General features: G+C 38.1%; 12 protein-coding genes and 1 pseudogene. 3 read left to right on the top strand and 10 right to left on the bottom strand.

Features of this window, described 5'->3' with window-relative positions; genetic code table 11:
• The 3 genes and pseudogenes from RG47T_RS25645 to RG47T_RS05835 all read right to left on the bottom strand — a co-directional run.
• A pseudogene (locus tag RG47T_RS25645) lies at positions 1–356 on the bottom strand (hypothetical protein); the annotation flags it as partial.
• Positions 357–459: 103 nt separating this feature from the next.
• On the bottom strand, positions 460–1986 hold the full coding sequence (locus tag RG47T_RS05840) for a SusD/RagB family nutrient-binding outer membrane lipoprotein (RefSeq protein WP_074488552.1): 1527 nt from the start codon (positions 1984–1986) through the stop codon (positions 460–462).
• 35 nt (positions 1987–2021) lie between these two features.
• Positions 2022–5153: a SusC/RagA family TonB-linked outer membrane protein gene (locus RG47T_RS05835; protein ID WP_074488551.1), complete on the bottom strand. Its 3132-nt coding sequence runs from the start codon at positions 5151–5153 to the stop codon at positions 2022–2024.
• 150 nt (positions 5154–5303) lie between these two features.
• On the opposite strand from RG47T_RS05835, the gene RG47T_RS05830 reads away from it, so the two are divergent.
• Entirely contained in the window at positions 5304–5915 is a 612-nt protein-coding gene (locus RG47T_RS05830; protein WP_074488550.1) for a class I SAM-dependent methyltransferase, read from the top strand.
• Between the two features lie 419 nt (positions 5916–6334).
• Here the strand turns inward: RG47T_RS05830 and RG47T_RS05825 are convergent, their stop codons facing one another.
• Positions 6335–6937 (bottom strand): DUF2220 domain-containing protein, encoded by a 603-nt coding sequence (locus RG47T_RS05825; protein ID WP_171972483.1) that lies wholly within the window; start codon positions 6935–6937, stop codon positions 6335–6337.
• 376 nt (positions 6938–7313) lie between these two features.
• On the opposite strand from RG47T_RS05825, the gene RG47T_RS25980 reads away from it, so the two are divergent.
• A complete protein-coding gene (locus RG47T_RS25980; protein ID WP_171972482.1) occupies positions 7314–7481 on the top strand; it encodes a hypothetical protein in 168 nt (55 codons plus the stop codon).
• Between the two features lie 105 nt (positions 7482–7586).
• Here RG47T_RS25980 and RG47T_RS05815 read toward each other — a convergent pair whose 3' ends face one another.
• The 5 genes from RG47T_RS05815 to RG47T_RS05795 form a co-directional block, all read right to left on the bottom strand.
• Entirely contained in the window at positions 7587–8033 is a 447-nt protein-coding gene (locus RG47T_RS05815) for a hypothetical protein (RefSeq protein ID WP_074488547.1), read from the bottom strand.
• A gap of 4 nt (positions 8034–8037) precedes the next feature.
• Positions 8038–12675: a DUF6443 domain-containing protein gene (locus RG47T_RS05810; RefSeq protein ID WP_074488546.1), complete on the bottom strand. Its 4638-nt coding sequence runs from the start codon at positions 12673–12675 to the stop codon at positions 8038–8040.
• Between the two features lie 27 nt (positions 12676–12702).
• Positions 12703–15864, bottom strand: a complete 3162-nt coding sequence (locus RG47T_RS05805) for an RHS repeat protein (protein WP_171972481.1) — start codon at positions 15862–15864, stop codon at positions 12703–12705.
• Positions 15865–16290: 426 nt separating this feature from the next.
• A complete protein-coding gene (locus RG47T_RS05800) occupies positions 16291–17355 on the bottom strand; it encodes a pepsin/retropepsin-like aspartic protease family protein (RefSeq protein ID WP_074488544.1) in 1065 nt (354 codons plus the stop codon).
• A 68-nt stretch (positions 17356–17423) separates the two neighbouring features.
• A complete protein-coding gene (locus RG47T_RS05795) occupies positions 17424–18560 on the bottom strand; it encodes a helix-turn-helix domain-containing protein (protein WP_074488543.1) in 1137 nt (378 codons plus the stop codon).
• A gap of 978 nt (positions 18561–19538) precedes the next feature.
• Between RG47T_RS05795 and RG47T_RS05785 the strand changes: the two genes are divergently transcribed.
• A complete protein-coding gene (locus RG47T_RS05785) occupies positions 19539–20639 on the top strand; it encodes a T9SS type A sorting domain-containing protein (protein ID WP_074488541.1) in 1101 nt (366 codons plus the stop codon).
• A 171-nt stretch (positions 20640–20810) separates the two neighbouring features.
• Here RG47T_RS05785 and RG47T_RS27040 read toward each other — a convergent pair.
• Positions 20811–20896: hypothetical protein (locus RG47T_RS27040; RefSeq protein WP_216351118.1), on the bottom strand; the 86-nt coding region annotated here is incomplete at its 5' end.

Genomic DNA, 20896 nt, shown 5'->3' with positions numbered 1-20896 from the left:
GTGGCTGACCCCGGCCCGCCGTTAAAGGCATAGGTTACCGGGCGTTTGTTAATATCGCCGGGATTATCTTTAGTGTATGATACGTAGAATATATTGGCACGTGGTTTCCCCTCTTCTGTTTTGAGTTGCAGATAGCCGGTAGTGGCTGTGTAATTAATCACCTTACCGTTAATGGTTACAGAACCTTTGGTTTTTACCACATCGGGATTGTCACCTCTTCCGGCGCGCATTTCGGGCATGGGTGCAGGTGCAGCAGCCGGGGCGCCGCCTGCAGCAGGGCTTACCGCGGGTTTGGTTTGACCAAAAGCAAAATTAACCCCCAGTACAAGGATTAAAGCAAATAACTTTTTCATCATCAATTATTATTAGGTTGTTTGGTTGGGCAGCTTAATAACACTGCCTGGCATATCAAATAAAAATACCGTAAGCGCATTGGTTTACGCTTACGGCACGGGGGTATTATGGTCTAACATCCCAAAAAACACGATCGAGCATGCTCGCTTTTTGTTTAGCATTGGGGTTATTACTGGTTTCGGACAACGGGTAGAATAATGAACGCGGAATTTGATCGTATACCGCAACAGAAATTGGCAATGGCACTACGGCAGATGGATAACCGGTTCTTCTCCAATCCGTCCATGGTTCCATTACGGTACCAAAGTTGGCTACAAATTTTTCGGTAATAATTTTTTCCAGCTTTTGGGCTGTTGTGCCGGTTAATGTGCCATTGGCAGCAAGGTAAGTATTGGCGTTAGCTGTTGATACACCTGCCTCATTCATAGAAGCTGTGATACCGGCTTGATAAAAAGTTTGAGCATCGCCAGGAGCACCCATTGTTAATGCAGCTTCTGCACGGATAAAGTTATACTCGGCATAGGTCATTAACCTTGCAGGTGCATTACCGGCCCAGGTTATAGAAGCATCAGTGATACTGCCATCCGTATTTTGCACTACAGAACCTACTGTTGCAGTACCTTTTAAGTAGGTATTTAAACGTGAATAAGCCACAGATGAGTTAGGATCGAGCACGCTTGCGCCCTTGTAGGTAGCCGGATTTGAGTTATAAGGAAAGGGCACAAAATAGCTCGGACGACGAGGATCTGCCGTTGCATTCATCATATTAACGATAGTACGGTTGGGGAAAAACGAGTTCTTAAACTGGCCGCCTTCTATTGTTGAAATAGGATTTTGGTTACCCGATGTACTAGTATACGGCATCTGGAAATCATCAGCATTTGAGGTCATAAACTGTGCACCGCTGTTAATTAGCGCTGTAATTTGCGCACCGGCAAAAGCGGCATCCTTTTGGCTGTAATGTAAAAATATACGCAGTTTTAAAGTATTGGCAAACTTGGTCCACAATACCTTTGAGGTAGCCCATGAGCTGGTTGCGAAAATAGTAGTATTGGCATTTGGCTCCAGCGTAGATGTTGCTGCATTAATATTACCCAGGCCCTCATCTATCAATTTAATAAGGTTGGTGTAAATGACGGCATCATCATCATAATGCGGGTAAAGAATGCTGAACTGGGCCGCCTCGGTATAAGGCACATCGCCCCAGGCATCAACCGTAAGCTGATACACATAAGCTTTCAACAATTTGGCTACGCCCGAATAATGCGGACTGCCACCGGCATCGGCCTTGGTGATCAGCTGTGTAATATCTGCCAGCGTGGTTGAATAAATATTGCTCCAGGCATTATTTACATCCGAGTTGTTAATGTTGTAGCGCTCGTACTCCCTAAAGGTGGTAGACGCATTGGTGGTTTGGCCAGAAAACTGCTGAACCATTAGTCCGCCGTATCTGAACAGGTCGCTTCCACCCATGTAACCTACGTTTACAGTGATTGAAGGTAACAGTTGGGGGATACTCACGTCTGTTAAAGTACTCGGATTTGTGTTTACATCTACAAACTTGTTGCACGACTGGACGAAAGTTCCCAATGCGATAAAACCGATACAGGTTAATAATTTATTGATCTTCATGTCTCTTTCTTCTTAATTAATAATTACCTGATTAGTTAAAATGTAGCCCTGATGGTTGCACCAAAAGTCCTGGCAACCGGCTGGATACCAAATTCCAATCCCCGGGTATTGCCTACACCTGTTAAATTCTGTTCAGGGTCAAGATCCGGGAAGTGCGGGGCATAAGTCCAGATATTACGTCCGTAAACTGAAATCTGCAGGCCGCTCAGCACTCTTGATTTAGATACCCATTGTTTAGGGAAGTTATAACTAAAGGTAGCTTCTCTTAATTTCAGGTAGGTAGCATCTAACACGTAACCTTCCCAAGCCACATATTTACCAGATAAGCTATAATAATCTTGCGCAGATACAGCTGTGGCATTAGGCGTTCCAGCTGCCTTTACACCTGCAAAAACGTAAGGTGTGGCTACGGTACCATCTGCATTAAAGCGGTTATACTGGGCGGTTTCTTTAGCCACACCATTGATCCTTAAATCGCCAAGGGTTCTGGATAAAAGGTCGCCTTTGTATTTGAAATCTAACAGGAATGAAAAGCTGAATGATTTGTAGTTGAACGTATTGGTCATACCGGTGGTAAACTTAGGGTTAGGGTTACCTACCACACCAACTGTTGATGTTGCCGATGGTAAACCGTTTGCCTTGATGATCATTTGGCCGGCTGCATTACGCACATACATGTTAGAATAAATGAGGCCATACTCCTGGCCTACACCTGCCTGTACGTTAGGTGATGTAAAACCACCCAGTGTTAAAAGGGTTACACCCGGGGCTAACTCTGTTACCATTGTTTTAAATGAGGTAAAGTTGATACTGGCGTCCCAGCTAAAGTTTCTGGCTTTTATTGGTGTACCGCTTAGTAAAAACTCAATGCCTTTAGTAGTTAGCTTACCAGCATTTGCCACTCTCGATGAATAACCCGAGCTATTAGGCACAGGTACAGAGAAGATGAGGTTGCGTGAAAAACGCTTGTAAACCGATCCATCTATGCTTAGGCGATTATTGAAAAAGTTCAATTCGGTGCCTAATTCAATTTCTGTCGTAAATTCAGGTCTAATATCGGGGTTGCCTGCTGTATTACTGTAGGTAAAGCCGGCTAAACCATTATATGGAAAAGTAACCCCTGTTGAACCGAACCCATCACTGGCGCCTGCAGTACCATAATTGGTGCGCGTTTGGTAAACAGCCGCCCCTTTACCAACTTCCCCAATATTACCACGTATTTTAGCAGATGTAAGTACTTTGCCCTTCAATTCAGGAAACGCTTCTGTAGGGATAAAGCTGATAGCGGCTGCCGGATAAAAGATAGAACGGTTAACCTGGTTAAGTGTAGATGGTAAATCTTCCCGGGCTTTTAAGTTTAAGTTTAAGTATGATTTATAATCAACCGAAAAATCTCCAAAAAAACCAATGGTTCTCAATTGCGAATAAGAATCGTTGGCTGTAATGGTTGTAAAGTTGGCCAGGTTAGCAAAACCGGGTACGGTAATACTTTTGCCCGTTGTTGAAAGCTGGCTCGAGTAATTAGATATAATCTCATTACCCACTGTTGCCATTAAACTGAAATCGCCATACTTACGATTTGCATTTAATGTAAAATAGCTATTAAAGTTACGGGTAGAATTGCGGCTATCTACCAAACCACCGGCGCCTGCCGATGCCGTATTGCCATTACTACGTACTCCCTTATCATCAAAACCTATCGTATTGTTGGAGTACACATCAGAACCTATCTTTAAATCGGCATTTAACCAGGAAGTAAAGTCATATTTAAGACTCAAGTTGCCGTAAAAACGGTTCAGATCCTGTTGATATGTAATGTGGTTAATAGCCCAATAAGGGTTTTCTTCCGAACTGGTTACCCAGATCTGGTTTCCGTTAACATCTGTAACCGGCAGGCCTGTGGCATCATAAGTACGCGGCATATAAATGGCACGCCAAAGCGGGTTACCGCCCTGGTTACCGGCCTGTGTACGGTTAGACATGTTATTGATATACGAGAACGAGGTATTAACCCTAAACTTAGGCGTAATTACCGCACCTGCATTTAAGCTGAATGTATTTTTCTTTAATACGTTACCCGGTACCAACCCGCGCTCGTAGTTATTACCATAAGATACACGGTAGTTATATACATCAGATGCGCCAGACATGGTTAAAGTGTTGTCCAATTGCAAATCGTGCTGCAAAATGTCCTTTACATTGTCTGGATAGGCTTGTAAGGTAACATCCTGCCCAAGTATATTCTTTACTGTTTGGCCGGCTATACGCGGGCCCCATGAGGTAGTACGCGCAACCCAGCTGTTAGGTGCTGCTGCTGTACCATAAATACCTTTATCACCTTGTGCATATTCATTTTGATAATCAGGAAAACGGTTAACAGTACCAATAGCTGTATTTGATACAAAGGTAACCTGGCTTTTGGTGCCTTTTTTGCCTTTTTTAGTAGTAATTAATATAGCACCCGAAGCAGCCCGCGAACCATAAAGTACAGTAGCAGCAGCACCCTTTAAAATGCTCATACTTTCAATATCCTCGGGGTTAATGTCTGATACCCGGCTTGATGAGGCTATACCCTGGTTTACAGAGTTACTGCCGCCGCCATTATCAATGGGTACACCATCTACCACGTAAAGCGGTTGGTTGCTACCAGAAATACTTGAAAAACCCCTGATGGTTACGTTGGAGCTCCCAAAGCCGCCACCCGTGCCTGATACCTGCACACCCGCCACTTTACCGGCCAGTGCATTGGTAATATCTGCAACCGGGGCTTTACGTATATCTTCGGCTTTTAACTGACTTACACCGTAGCCCAAAGATTTTCTGTCACGCTGGATACCGAATGAGGTTACAACCACCTCGTTAAGCGCTTTGCTTTCAGATTCGAGCATTACTTTAATATTGCTCTGGTCTGCTACAGGTAGCTTTTGCTCGGTATAACCAATAAATGTAAATACCAATACCGCATTTGCCGGCACTGCTAACTTAAATTTACCATCAACGCCTGTTTGTGTGCCGATGGTTCTGGAGCCCTCCACTTTAACCGACACGCCGGGCAGGGGTTGATTATCATCCTTGCTGATAACCGTCCCAGTGACCGTTTTATTCTGTGCGTATATATTACTATAAACACAAAATACCAATAAAGTTGTTAGTAATCTTTTCATCATACGCCTATTTGTTTTATAATTCTCTTAAATCTAGGCAATAAAAAAGCAGATAGATTACCGGCATTAACCCATTTTAAACACATTGATAAAATAAATTTAACATATGATAATTTTATTTTATTCTTGCCGTAAGCCGCTTCATTTTCAACTATGAAAACCAGTCTAAAACAACAATTTGGTAATATTGATATTTACCTTTTCGACCAGTTATTGAAAGGGACGTATGAAAAATGTGAAACTGTTTTGGATGCCGGCTGCGGTGCAGGGCGTAACCTGGTTTACTTTTTAAACAACGGTTACCAGGTTTACGGTATAGACCCCAACCCGGCGAGTATAGATGATGTGACTATGCTCTCAAAAATTCTGGCTCCTAACAATCCCCTAACCAACTTTAAAGTAGCAGTTGCAGAAGATATGCCATTTGAGGATGCCTCTTTTGATTTGGTGATTAGTAACGCTGTATTACATTTTGCTAACAGCCCTGCACATTTTGAAAGTATGCTGCGTGGCATGTGGCGCGTATTAAAACCGGGCGGCTATTTCTTTGCCAGGCTGGCATCAGATATTGGAATAGAAAGCCTGGTGCAGCCTTTAGGCAATAACCGCAATTTACTGCCGGATGGGTCCGAACGCTTTTTGGTAAACGAGATTTTACTACTTAATTATACCCAAGCCCTTAACGGCTACCTGTACGAACCTATTAAAACCACTAACGTGCAAAATTTAAGGTGCATGACAACCTGGTGCCTGCAAAAGCTTTAGCCAATATGGTGAAATAGATTATGCTGACTGGAAACTGGCATTACGTGCAAATTTGATAATACATAAAAAAGCCTCTCAGAGAATACTGAAAGGCTTTTTATCAAGTGAACCCTTTGGTACAAAACTCGAACTCCTTGTTACAGGACTTGAGACGTCTTGTGGCTCTATTTGCTAAAGAATAATCGCAATACCTTGCTAGTATCCTTGTTTTCCCTGAACTTGCGGGTGCAAATATAAGGCAAGTAATTACTGTAAAACTAATTTTTTTAGCTTTTTTTGAAAAATATTTGTATACTTTTCATAATCAGATTTATAGTGACTTATTCTTGATAAATTTGCATTATTAACACCTCTTATAATAAGTAATAGTTCAAATAAGCGACATTAATTAGTAGAAATTGTAAGAGTGAATTAGAAGTTCAGACAAAGTCCTTTAAAGCTCTTATTACCTCATTGATGTACGTTTGGGAAATTTTCTCTTGCTCTAACCTTAAGTCAGTTTCATAAACTAACTGATAAATTTGTTGTTCTTCATTTGTTAGAAACTTAAGGCTTGATATTTTCGATTGTGACCCCTTTCCATGATAGCTTGTAAAGGTTTGCAAAGTATTCCCATCCATCATTATCGATTGAACATTATGATAATAACCCCGAAATTGTGAAAGCATTTCAAAACCCTGTACATCGATGTCCCCCCAATAAAAAATGGACTTACCTTTTAACCAATCTATATCTTTTAGAATCTCTACCGCAAAGCCACTTCCCCAAATTATAATTGATTTTTTTTGCGTGGGAAAGGTTAAAAAGTTCATTTTGTTTTCCGTTATAAAAATATTTTCACATTCAAAATTAGCCAAAACAAACTCATGCAAAGGAATGCTTACATCCTTAAAGCGGCCTGCTATGTATAAATCAGGGTCGAGAAACCTTAGTCGAATGCATGGCTCAGCATATTTTAATCTAAACCGTCTTTCAAAATTGCTTTGGTGAGGATTTGTTTTTTCCGGGATGATGTGGTCCAACAAGCTTTTCAGGATACCAATGTTAGACTCTATAAACTTAGTATGATATGGCTGTACAGCCAATAGTACCGCAAGCAATACCAACTTTTAGGCTTGCCGACAAAATAAACCTTTATGATGTGCTGCCAATTTAGGCTTCACAATACAAGAAAGCACTAAAATTATTCATGGTATTAACAAATCTAAAGCCACATTACAAGAACTGGTAGGCCAAACGATTATACAAGTGTTGCAATCACTCATGAGCATATAATAGCATTAAAAGCAATGATAAGACCATAGGGTTATAAACAACAATCTCCCCCGTTTCCGGGGGAGATTGTTGTTTTATATAATGCGGTTTACTATCTTTATACCTGGCATTCAGCATAAATCTATGAACAACTTACCAAATTTAAACGGTTTCCCTACCGATAACTCACCCAATACCCAACTCAAATACGATATAATGGCCAGCAAGTTTATGACTGGCATAGAGAATCACCACAAGCGCAACGCATCAGTATCACTAAGTAATGACATTAGGTTATCGGTGCGGTGTTAAAGGGGCTGCTGGCCTTGGTTATCATGATTATAGCAAGTATATTGTGGCTTTTAAAAAAATCACATAAGCCTTGGGTTAGTGTTTTAAGGGTTTTTACGCTGCTTCTTACAGCTTAATTTTACCTTCAGAATTTTCTTTAATTAATTCGTATGGTGTTAATTTTTCTATGCTTATAATTCGGTCGCCAACAGCATAAATTATGAATTCCCAATTGTTAGAGTCAGGTACATAAAAAACTTTATTATTTATTTTCAAGCTTCTATCTGTATCTACATATACATATGTTTCAAATTTAGCATAAGTTGATTTGAATGAATATTTTTCAGGTTTAACACCATTTAAAGCAATTTTAGTCAAATAAAAATCAGAACCTAAATCTTTAATATTAATGTGAAAATAAACTTGTTCATTGTTTTCAATTCCCTCTTTTTGTGAAATCAAAGATATTAGTTCATCTGAATATGATGACAATTTAGTATTTGAATTTTGGTTATGTAATGTTTTACATGAAGCTAAAATCAGAAATGTAAATAGTAAAATTGCATTTTTCATATGTTTAATCTTTTAAAAATTTAGCTATAGTTGTTCCTGATAACCAGCGTCCTTTCCCATGCTGGTAAACACCTAAGTCAGAGGTCACCCCATTTTTAGTCTCTGCTCTCGACCCAAAAACTAGATATCTTAAATTTCGATATATGCTCTCTTGTGGAGTATTAACGCCGTAGGTAAAGAAATTTTGTGAAGCTACCTCATAATCTTGTGGAGAAGGAAAAGAACCGCCTAAATACGGATAATCAGGATTTCCAGGGTGAGTATGAAACATAAATGCAACAGTACCTGAAAAACTCTTATCGGAAGAAGTAAAATAAGGGGTTTTAAGCTCATGAGAAAATCCAGACCTCATCGTTGTTCCATTTTTATCCCTCGTCGTCACACTATGTTCGTATGGTAGCACATTTAAAAAACTATCTCTCCCTTTATTTTTATATATTGCTCCACCCATCTCATCATGGGTTGCAAGTGAAATATCGTAGACTAATTGTAAACCACCTTTAACGTTACTTGTTTGTAATCCATCCTTCATTATATTTTGTCCATCACTTAATAAGCCTTTATCAACATTATCAGATATTACTTCACTTTGCGACTCTGTATTAACGAGTGTGTCAAAAGCATCGTCTGTCTTTTTGATTAGCGATATACTCCCCGTCAACTTATTTAATCCATAAATATCATCTGCCTGCATGCCATCAGGGTCAATAAAAAACACAGGATTATTAAGAGCGTAGGTATAGGGACTAAAACGTCTGGATGTCTCAGCCAACGGGTCAATATTCATCCACCTGCCCAGTGCAGGGTCGTAATTACGTGCCCCATAATCGTACATGTTAAGCCCCAGCTCGTCCTGTAGTTCCTTGCCGTTGTACTTATACTTTTGTGCAATGTCATTACCAATGTTCACATAGGTATTGTTATAGCCCTTGTGTTCCAGGCCAAATGTATAGTAATTGCTCTCGCTAATTACTTCGGTAGCAGGGGTAATGCTGCCGTTAAGGTCGGTATCATTATAGCTAAGCCTTACGTTGCCCAGCTGATCTTTATACTGGTACACATATTTAAATACACCACTTATTGTGGTAACATAACCTTCGGCATGGCCAAAGTACTGCAGGTTATTAGTGCCGGTTCCTACTTTTTGGTATTCAAATCCACCATTATACTCTGTTACTGTTGTGGCACCTGCTATCGCAACCGTTTTTTGCAGCTTGTTGCCCGCGGCATTATATACATACGTTATGTTGTTGCCATTAGTAAAAGTGATTGAGGTAGGTAAATTTAAGTAATTATAAATTATACCCGAGGTTATACCGTATGCTGTAGTTGTACCTATGCCTTTGTTTGTGTCAATTAGCAGGTTTCCGCTGGTATCATATACATAATCATTTGTGTCGGTAACGACAACATCATTAGTATCTATATATCCATCATTAACCGCACCGGTGTCTTTTACGTCATCCAGTCTATTGCCTGTATAGCTATATGTAAGCACGTCCATGGTGGCAGATGTGGCTCCTGTACTTAGCCAGCCAGATCGTGTAAGGTTTGTAATATTGCCGTTTTTATCGTACTGAAGTGTTTCATTATAATTAAGTGATGAGACTTTACCCAGCTTACCTATCAAATTATTATTTGCACTGGTAAGCCTGTTGATATCATCATAAGCATAATTATAGTAGCGTTTATTAATGCCGTCTTTAGTGGTTTGCCACATAGCCTGTGCTATATTGCCATTATAAAGTGGTGTAGATGTATAAGTACCCGTGCCTGTTATAAGGTTATTATAATACAGGCTATAATTAGCCAGCGATCCGCTTTGCGATGTAAGCCAGCCTCTTATATTGTATGTATAATTTACAGTTTGTAGTCCTGTGGTGGCATCATAGGTAGTACCCGCCGCTCCACCTACTTTTTTCTGGATAAGCTGGCCTAGTTCATCATACTTATTCCAGGCAATAAGCTGCTCTGTGGTGTTATCTATAAGGCGGGTGTTTTTAAGCAGCCTATTACTGTTGTCGTAGGTAAAATAGTCGTTAAAATTAGTTGTTATCCAACTTGCAGATCCTGCTACGGTTATTTGCTTATTATGCGTAGTTTGTACTTGTGTTGTTTTTCCTGTAAAATCTAACTTTGTTAACAGTGTTGTGTAATAAAGCAAGAAATTATCTTTAGTATAATTATATACCGGCCTTGCTTTTTTATCATAGGCAATAACATTTGTAATCCAGGTAGTAGTGTTAAGCGCCCTGGATAATGAGGCAGTAGCAAGCCCTTTTGTACTAGTTGTTACTGGCTGGTCAAAAGCTGTAGATGGGGGTGTTATTACCCCATTTGTTGCAATATAATCGTCATAATAGTTTATGCTGTATATATTAGTTGGAGACGCAGGGTATGCCAGTGTACTATAATATACATTTGTACCGTTTAGGCTAAATGGTGTGGTAGTCCTGTTTTCAGATAGTGTAGTATAGCCTGTTGCTAAATTATTAAAGTTGTTTTGTAATGCTACTCTTGTGGTAAGTAAAAGTGTAAGATCGCCAATGTAGGCAACCCTGCCATAAGTATCATATTTTGAAAACAACCATTTACTTGATGTTTTTAACAGCGGGTTTTGAGTTAGTACAGGCCTGTCCATCCTGTCATATACAATATACTCCCATCCTTTTCCAGGCAGTTTTTTTTCAACAAGCCTGCTCTTGTAATCATAATGGTATTGATAACAAAGGTTATTCATTACGGTAGAATCGGGAACGGTATTGATGCAATTAGAAAGGTTTACTGTTATAATCTTGGTTAAACTTGTTTTTTGTACATTGGCATTCTTGATAATGTGTAATTGTCCGTTTACTATGCTGGCGGTATAAGAATTGTCATCATACAGGTACCCTAATACCATATCAGGTATTGAACATGGAGTAGTGGGTATTGGCAAATAAGCTTCATTGAGAATTGCACTGGAAAAACTGGAACTGAAGCTAATCGTTAACTGTTTAACTCCCGAATTTGTGGCTACGCTAATAGTTACACCGCCACCGCCACCGGTGCTAACGTATGAACTCCATGAGTAGTTAATTGGAGTGGTATCGTTTATTGGAGCTCCGGCAACCTGTACAAATAAGGTGTCTATATTTACCAACGGAGGTATTACATAGGCTAAGTTGCCCACGTTGTCGTATACATAATAGGTATCATATTGTACGGATGCATTAAAGGTTCTCTTTAAAATAACCTGGCCAAGGTTGTTCTTAAATTCCTGAGTAGTTTTATTATTTACATCAGTGTCTTTCCAGTTTTCATCTTTTGTAACTGTTTTATATAATTGCCCTGCAGTATAATAGCCGTTAAGGGCTAATGAATTAGTAAAGTAACCTAGGGTACTGTCCCAGTTACTTGTTAAAACAAAATTTCGTACTTCATTTGAAGTATTTACATCGTAGTCATTTTTTATGGCATGGTCGTTACCACTTCCTGCAATTTTCCAGTCTGTACCCGGTGCTCCCTGTTTTTTTACCCTGCTTAATGGTGAAGGCTCAAAACTTGTCTCACTGTACGGATTGTTGCTTGTTGTGGCAGATGATATGTCGTTAGGGAATTTGGCTATATATGCCGCCGGTATAGTGGTAACTGTAAGCGCTGCATTGTCCCTATAGTTAAAAGAAGATACTGTTTGTGCCGGGTCGGTATAAGGCTGGTATTTCAATGCCTGTCGCCCGTAATCGTCATAAACCACTGGCGTTATGATATCCTGTTGCCCACCTCCGGCTTTTACGCTAACTGATTGTTTAAGCCTTCCTAAACCATCAATATATTGTACGGTTTCATTTTTGTCTGTCCCGGTTCCAAAGTTATAAGTAAACTGGGTATTTATACTGGCAGTAGGCGTAGGTACTGTTTGATTTGGATAAAATGTAAGTACATTATTTACAATTTTTGCGCTGTAGGCTGTATCTTCACCACTATCCGATTTAATAATTCCCAGATCAAGGTATGTAATAGTGGCTGCCGGTGTAAATACGAGCAGCTTTGTAAAGTTAGACTGAAGGTTACATAGGTTTCCCCAGTTTCCTTTGAGCTTTAAGTTTACTTTATTATTTGCAATGTTAATAAAACTAATAGCCATACCACTACCTGTAGTTACTCCATCGCTACAGGTAAATACATCTCCAAGAGCAGTGTATGAATTTATTGAGCTTGTATAAGGTACAGTTATATCAGTATCCGTACCTGTTAAAAAAAATGGTGAATAAAAAAACAGGTTGCTATCTTTGATTTTTGCATAATAACCGGTAGTAGTACCGCCTGTTACTGTTATAGGGCCTAACGCCATATCTGGCGGAGGTGGAATAGAGGCTATAGGCGTAATAATACCCAGTTTTAATCGGCAAGCTGTGCTCCACGATCCGCTAATCCCAATATTAAGTTGGTTGTTTGTAATGCCTACATTTGCAGTAGCCCCTCCGTTAGCAGCTCCTCCGGAGCAGTAAAATACACTTGTACCAAAAGATACAGGGCCATAATTTGGTATCTGCCCTAAATAGTTAGAATTATAATTAGTAGTTTTTATGTAATTTTCAGTTACCGTCTGCCCCATAGTTAAAAGTGGCAGCAGCAGAAAGGCAAATATATATTTTTTCATTATGATTGTCTATTTAGTTGGTATGGCTTATTGTTTATAGTGGTATTCGTTCCCCGAAATTATATTGCCGTCTGCATCATGTACCGCTTTAAGCCTTTGGTATTGATCAAATTCATAAAATGTAGTATTGCCTCTTGCATCAGTTACCGATGTAACGCCCACCCCAACATTATACGTATAGGTTGTTATCATAGCGTTTGGCAATAAAGACCTTAACGAATTTAGTTGCGTACGAAGAACTTTTTCATCACAGGTTCCCGAAAAACAAGTATCATCATCAGAATTTGAAGCAGCCTGGAGTATTGTAATTATCGATGGCAACGCTGATATTTCGGCATACGTACAATTTTCGAGCTTGGCTATTGGCAAAAGGTTGTTGTATCCCCAAATAATAGAAGTAGTAACATCATTGGCATCAGCAGTGGTTTCAGTAAGGCTGTTTTCTATATGGTATTGTAATACATTACCAGCGGAGTCATATTGGTCATATACTATCTTTTTTATAAGGGCCGGATCTGGCGACCCCTGCGGGTATATTGATGTTAGCGAGGGCACTGTTATACCATTGGCTTCAGTATAGCTATAGTTATATTGTTCTTTTGTCGTGCCGTTTACTACTGTTTTTTTCATTACCGGGAGGTCCAGCATATTTTTGGCAGTATGAACACTTAAGGATGAGGGTGTGGTTTCTTCCCTATAAAACTCACCGGTTGTTGGGTCGCTTTTGCTCGTAGATATTAAAATGTCGTTTGCATTGTAGGTATAGCTAATATTTGTTTGTTTATAACCTGAGGCAAAATATTCTGTTATCGTTTCAGTAGATAAAAGATCATGCTTTCCAAAAATAGCATAATAGCCTACAAGGAATTCAGGTTTTACTACAGGAACCATAGAGAAATTGGGCGTTAATAATATGCGTGACCGGAACATATTAATTTTATTACCATAATAAAGATCTGACTTTTGGTGCGAATAGGTATATGTGGTTGTTTTTAGCAAAACATCAGGAGTTCCCTGTGCATAAATATTTGTTGTCAATAATTTGCCATTTGCTTTAGTGTCAATATCCGATACAGAAGGAAGCGATATTTTGCCCCATGTGCTGGTTTCGTTACTAGACATGCCAGGGTTGCTTATTGCCGGGGCATCTTGTATATTTGTAAACGTCCATACAGTTTTTCCGTTACCGGCCGTGCCTGCATTGCTTCCAGTAACAGCTATATCTTCGGCAGTTACCTGGCTATATCCTATAGCATTATAAGACCCTTCAAGCGATGGCTGTAGATAACTAGAGCCATAAAACTGTGAAAAAGTAAAGGTTTGACTACTACCCCCTATATAATGAAATAACCCGTCATTTCCCATAACCCCGTCAGTTGGTGAATTGCCCTGTCGTGTAAAGTATGATGTAAAAAGCCGGTATGGGGTAATATTGGTTCCGCCGGAATATGTATAAGCCGTTTTACGGGATAGGGCCCCTGTATTATCATATAGGGAAAGATTTTTGAGGCGTAGGCCCGAACCAATGATAGCCCCACTCGTTAAGATATTCGAATTTGTAAGCTCATTGTCAAGCTGGCCTTTTTGATAAGCATGAGATTCATACTCATAGGTTGCAGCTCCACCGGTAGGGTATGTTATCCGCTCCAGTGTACAGGCTTTTGTATAATCTATATAAGCTGACTTATCATTGCCATTATTGCCTAGGCTGGCATAGCCTAATGTAGCAGGGTTAGGGGCTAACGTTGCATTGGTTGTTTTGCCATTATAAAACCCCCAGAAATCCAGGGCGGTAGAGTTTTTGCTTGGTAAGGCAGTGCTATTGTATGTAAAGATATAGGGGTTATTGCCTACTTCGGTTACAGATACCAGCTTTAATCTTTTTAAAAGTGTTACATCGCTAAATGTATAACCGCTTTGAGGCTGGCTGGCAAGCAGCACAACATTTCCTGAAGCCGGTGACGTAAAATAATCATAACTAAAGTTAAACTGTTTTTGTAAGGCTAAGAGGTTATTATAAACTTTAATATTATCCAGTTTTTTATCGTTAGTCCTGTCGATCCTGTCCGAATAAGAAAAGTTGACCGTTTGATTAGGGGTTGTTATTTTAGAAACATATATAACAGGTTCTGTTGTAGCACTTTTTCCATAAGTTGTTACTGCAGTAGGTCCATTCGTACCCGTAGGGGATATTATGTTAGGAATATAGCCTTCATAAATAGAATAAATATCTGCATTATTAAAATCAGACGCTACAATATAATCCTGGCTATAAGATGTAGAGGCTGCCAAACCAGAGTATGTAGTGTAATCAAAAGTTATAGTTTTATTCTTTGTAGTTACAATTTTGGTTATATACCAGTTATGGCTAGTGCTTGTACCTCCTCCACCTGATGGTGCTGTAGGGTCTCCGATGGTAGAACTTGATGAGGATGAGTTTGTCTGGCCTGTAAACCAGTACTGGTCGCCATGTGGTGTAGTGATCTTCCAGTATACTGTGCCATTGGTGTTTGCATTAGGGGCATCATTATTTTGCACCATTTCAACCTTATAGCCCGTATTATCTAAAACTTCAATTTGTCCTTGTCCGGGATTAAGAAACTTTTTTATAAACCTGATGGAGTGCCCAAAGAAATTGGCTCTAAATATATCCGGCTCCATATCAAAAGTTGCGTAATTATAATCAGTAGAACAATACGATTGTAGCGGAAAGAAAAAATTGTAATCACTTGCAGTATAAACAAAATTATAATCCTGTACTGCCATAGTAGTTACACTTGGCTCCGTTTGGCAATCAGTGTAACTGCCACTGCCACATGTATAGCCAAATGCACTCATTGTTGAGCAGGTAAGCGGCCAAATAGTAGGGGAACTCATATAGGTCATTAACCTTTTAGTATACTGCTGAAGGTCATCCAGTCCATTAATGGTTTGTGTAACCATACCAAAATTTAAATTCCAGCCTAGTCCCGTATTACTGGCCTCTTCACTTACACGTATTCCACCGGCATGATATTGAAGTGTTAATGGAACATTTACATCATCTGTAGTGATGCTGTAAAGAGGTATTGATATGTTTGGGATACCTGTATATTCTCCTACCGGTATCTGGTCATATTTAGTAAATTCATAAACCTTTGAAGGTTCGGGCGCTTTAAAAGATTCCTGAATCTGAGCCTTAACTGGCAAAAAAGCAAGAATATTTAATAGAATGAGAAAGGATTTTTGCATTTTAGAAGTAGGATTTCTTAATTGGAAACCTGGCATAATAAAAGTAAAAGGTGACATAAAACAGGAGATATCTAGCAAGTATTTTTTCATAAAGGCTGGTTTTTTTTAGTTGCTTGAAAAATAGCTACAACAACCTTATGGCGAAACACTTTTTGGATGGCCTATAATGGATTTATGTCAGTGGCTGGTTACTGAGGCGAAAAATATAAAAGATTTTAAAGCCATGTATTACCTTTAACGGGTAATTTTAAATAGTTATTAACAAGAATTAAAACGCATCCAAATCGACAAACATCACTATTACAACAAAAAACTAAGAATAATTAATGATTTCTTGCACTGTTTATATTGAATGCTGCAAGCTGTAGATCTTAATTTTATTCATTAATACTTCCTTAAAATCATTTCAAGGCTTTCGCCATTCATATTACCGTCTAAAATTAATTGCCCGTTAGTTCTTATTAATTTACCCTTAAAATTATCTAATTTATCAGACGGATATCTCCAGCGAATTGTAATAGAATCATTTTCTTCGTTAAGAGAATAATTTCCAATATATCTATATCTGTAATCGTTGAAATCAAATGCAATTTCATCCAGAAGATCCATATAAATGGTGCTTAATATGCTATCCTTAGGCGTTTTTGCTTTAAAGGCAACCTCATTAATTTTTAGATTTTGAACCTCATATTTTCCATATAGTTGTGGATGTTTGTTAGGATAATCATAAATGCAATAAAAAAATACCGGCCAGATAAATAATGAAACCCGGTAAATATTTTTACGATAGCTTGGGATTTTTAAACTTTTACTACCCTGCAAAGGCTGAAAAATAAAATGAATTAATCTTTTTGAATCCTGGGATAAAAAATAGAATATGCCCAATAATAAAATAATGCCATGTATCAATGGACCTTGGGGTATTTGATAAAAGAAATCCAGGCAGGTTATAAAAACCAAAACAGGTACTGCTAAAATCAATCCGAAAAGCCTTGTTTTGGTAAAGAGTAACAGTATCGAAATTATAATTTGTACTAAAGCAATAAAAACGGTAAACGGATATGAGTATTTAAAGAATGCCCAGACAAGGGTTTCTCCCGATAAACTACTAAACGGTGTATCTAATATACCCAACGGCACCATCATTTGGAGCCCTTCAATTTTATGAAAACCAAACATAATCATATCTAATGAAAATGCGTAAATGATGCGATGTTCAAGTTTTATTTTTAATCCGCTGCCATTAATGGAATTTTTCTTTTCCGTAGAGTGCCACGTATAAGGTAGAAGCAGCGCTGCAACTAAAAAAATAATCGTGGCCGCAAGTAAAAAGGGAGGAGCAATCCAGGGAGAGAAATATTTAGTTGATAATCGTAAAAAGGTTGCACCGACAACTAAGCCATAGCATAAACATAACCAAATTTTGTTTTTTAAAGATGTTGAATACATAATGCTGCTGTTTAAATTTTCAGCAAAAAAACGGCTTATCAATATTTAAGTCGTCCTGATGTACCCATTCACACCACTTTTAGTGCATTTATTTTCATGTATGCACTAGGAGTAAGTCCTGTTTCTTTTTTAAAGGCATTATTAAAAGTTGATTTAGAGGTAAATCCTGCATCATAAGCGATACCTAAAATGGTTAAATGATTATGTTCTTTTTTGGCCAGCATAACTTTAACCTTCTCGATTCTATACTTGTTTATCAAGGTATAAAAATTCATATTATAACTATTGTTTATCACGAATGATAAATCATTCATTGAAATTCCAGCCTTATTGGCCAGCGAAGCCAAATTAATTTCAGGATCTGTATATACTTCTTCTTTTTCGAGTAGACCGTTTAGAACCACTTTGTATTTTAATACTTCATCCTCGTTTAGCCTGGATATTGGTTTCTCTACTTGGGATCTTATATCCGGATATATAATATTTTCAAGGGTTGTGTTTATATTTTCATTTTTTAAAAAAACCTCTTTTTGTTTTAGGAGATTGTAAACCAAAAACGTCAGAAAAATCAGATGTAGATAAGTACTGGCAGAATTAAGAATATTATTTCCTATCATTTTAGTTACCAACTCCAAAAGAATCAAAAAAAATATCCAAACCAATATGCTCAATAACCAATTTAAATCGATCTCTTTTTTCTGAGATGAAAATAACAGGATGCTGCGACTGTGCTTTTTTAATAACAGATAGGATAAAATCCAATAAATAATAACCTGCACAGGGAATGCAACCCGCATCAAACTGCCAAGGATAGTTTTCATTGGCTTGCCTGCCAATTCTGAAATATTTCCTATTGAAAGAAAATAAGGCAATGAGATAAAAACAATAAATAATAATGCGGGTATAAAATGCAGTGCCTTGATCCTGAAATTAATTTCACTTACATGTGTAAAATACCAAATGCCTAAATAAAAACTTGGCGCCATAATAAAACGGGATAGTTCAGAAACTGGTATTACATATGGAAATTTTAAATATAATCCCTCTTGCCACATTATTTTACTTAAGAAGGCAAAACCAACTGAAAGAAGAAAAATGCCAAACCATATATTTCCTTTCCTATTGTAAGGCAGGTAAAAAATTGCTAACATCCCTACAAGAAAACAAAATGCTGCTGAAAACGAATTAATAATAATTTCCGGCATGTAAAATTATTTTATGTTCTTACTACTCCAATATATACATGGACTTAATTTACTCTTGCCCAATCAAATTTTAAATTGTTGCTATTTTATATTTTATCCAGATAAAAATAAATTAGACTTTTTCATACTTGAATCGCAAATGAAAATGAGAGCAAAATTTAAGATATTGTTTTAATTATCTCCACACATTAAATTAGTATTCAACTTGGATAAAGAAACAAAAAAACATATGTTAATATATATTAACATAGGTTTTTTTGTTTTGAATTGTTTTCTACTTTACCTTAAGATATTGAAGAACTTGCCCGATGAGGGTTTCGAACTTATTGCTCTAAACCCGCGTAAACGCTGATTTCTTTCTTTTTTAAAACGAAACTGCCACTGTTCTGCCACAGTTTCGTTTTTTTGGTGCCCGTCGCCTTTTTCGAGGCAAATTTGACACCCAGTGGAGCCGGAGGGATTTGAACTTTCCTCGATTTTAGCGTTCTGAGCGTGTTTTTTAGCATATTTTGAAAACACTGCCACTAAACTGCCACAAATCAATCCCTATATTTTTAAAAGCTTCCTGAAAGGAAGCTAACTTGTTTAAGAACAACTGTAATCCAACGGATTACTTAAACACAAATTTAAGGAAATTAGTTGTATTATAATCATTATTTGCCTGGAACTTCCAGTACTTTAAAAGTACCAATATTTCGTAATTGACATTAAATAGTATCATACTTAGCTTGCTATAGACCGACCAGCTTATAATCAAAGAAGTACTTTTTCTTTTTAAGGTAATAGCTAAAACCAATATTTTTTTAACTTCATCGTACTTGTTTGAGTTTTTATGTGGGACGGCATCTGACAGTATCTAACTTGTCGACATAATTATAATTCATAAGGAGATATCAGTAAATCTAATTTTAAGAGGTAGGGAAATGGAAAGTTTAGTTGTTTTATTCAAGTCAATCAAAACAATTAAAAAAATCGGCTATGAAAAAACTTTTACTCCCTGCATTTTTATTACTAAGCGGTTTAGCGGATGCACAGATTATTAATTTCCCGGACGCAAATCTAAAAACTAAATTATTAGCCGAGATATCGGCGCTATCTACCGGCTATGACCAAAATGGCGATGCGGTTTTGATTGATTTTAATGGGGATGGAGAAATCGAGGCTGTTGAGGCAGCTGCTATTTATGGGCTGAATATCTCGGGAGCTTCTGTTAGTAACCTTTCAGGCCTTGAAGTATTTATTAACCTGGAATGGATACAATGTGGTGTAAATCAAATTACATCTTTAAATACTTCGATGTTTCCAAACCTGAAGAACCTAATGTGTGGATATAATCCAATCACAACGTTAGATCTTACTGGATTTACACAGTTAGAGATTTTGGATTGTGAATACGCCCAGATTACATCATTAAATGTGGCAGGAATGCAGGGCCTTAAGTCATTACGTTGTTCCGGTAATGCGCTTACCACTCTTGACCTTAGCGGGCTCAGCAGCCTGGAAGAATTTACAAGTGCTGAAAATCCGATTACGAGCCTAAATTTCGATGATGCTGTTAACCTCTCCCAGCTTACGATCCGGCAGAGCATGCTTACAGAACTTGATTTGACTCATTCCCCTTTGCTTGCATACATAGGATTTTCTGAGAATCCGTTGCTGGAAACCATTAACTTAAAAAATAACGGTGCGGCACTAGTTGCCACTGAATGCCAGTTCAACAATAACCCTAACCTGGTGTCCGTTTGTGTCGATGATGGCGAAGAAGAAACAGTAGCCCAATGCAACTGGTGGCCAACCACAGCACAGATTTCAAGTACCTGTAGCTTCCTGGATACCGAAACGTTTGCAGCCAAAAAAATAGAGCTCTTTCCGAATCCTTCAGATGGATTGGTTACAGTACATACTGGGTTTGAAATTAAATTTTTGGAACTTTATGACTTGCAAGGTAGACTACTTCAGCAAGTAACAGCTGTCCAAGGGAATACTTCAATTGACGTTTCCAATTTGCAGAATGGCGAATACCTCCTAAAGGTCTACACAGAGATTGGAAGCTTATCAAAAAAAATACTACGAAAATAATCGTTGCCAAAAATGTAATCTCATTTTACAACCAAGCTGCTCAAATACTCAAGAAAATGCCTGGACGTCTTCAATAATAAATATAGCCTGACTTATCTATAAGTATAATTGTATGTGTTTAAAATTAAAAATTTACTATAATATTCGAGCCAATTAGCTTGGAGCATAATATTATCTATTTTTTTTACCGGGTTGCTTTTCCGGAAGCGTTATAGTGAATTGCGCCCCTATTCCCGGCGTACCGTTGGCTTTAATAG

Origin of the sequence: Mucilaginibacter polytrichastri (genome assembly GCF_001911425.1) — a bacterium.
Taxonomy (GTDB): domain Bacteria; phylum Bacteroidota; class Bacteroidia; order Sphingobacteriales; family Sphingobacteriaceae; genus Mucilaginibacter; species Mucilaginibacter polytrichastri.
Note: the sequence above shows the minus strand (reverse complement) of the source record. Positions and strands in the feature narration are given on the sequence as shown.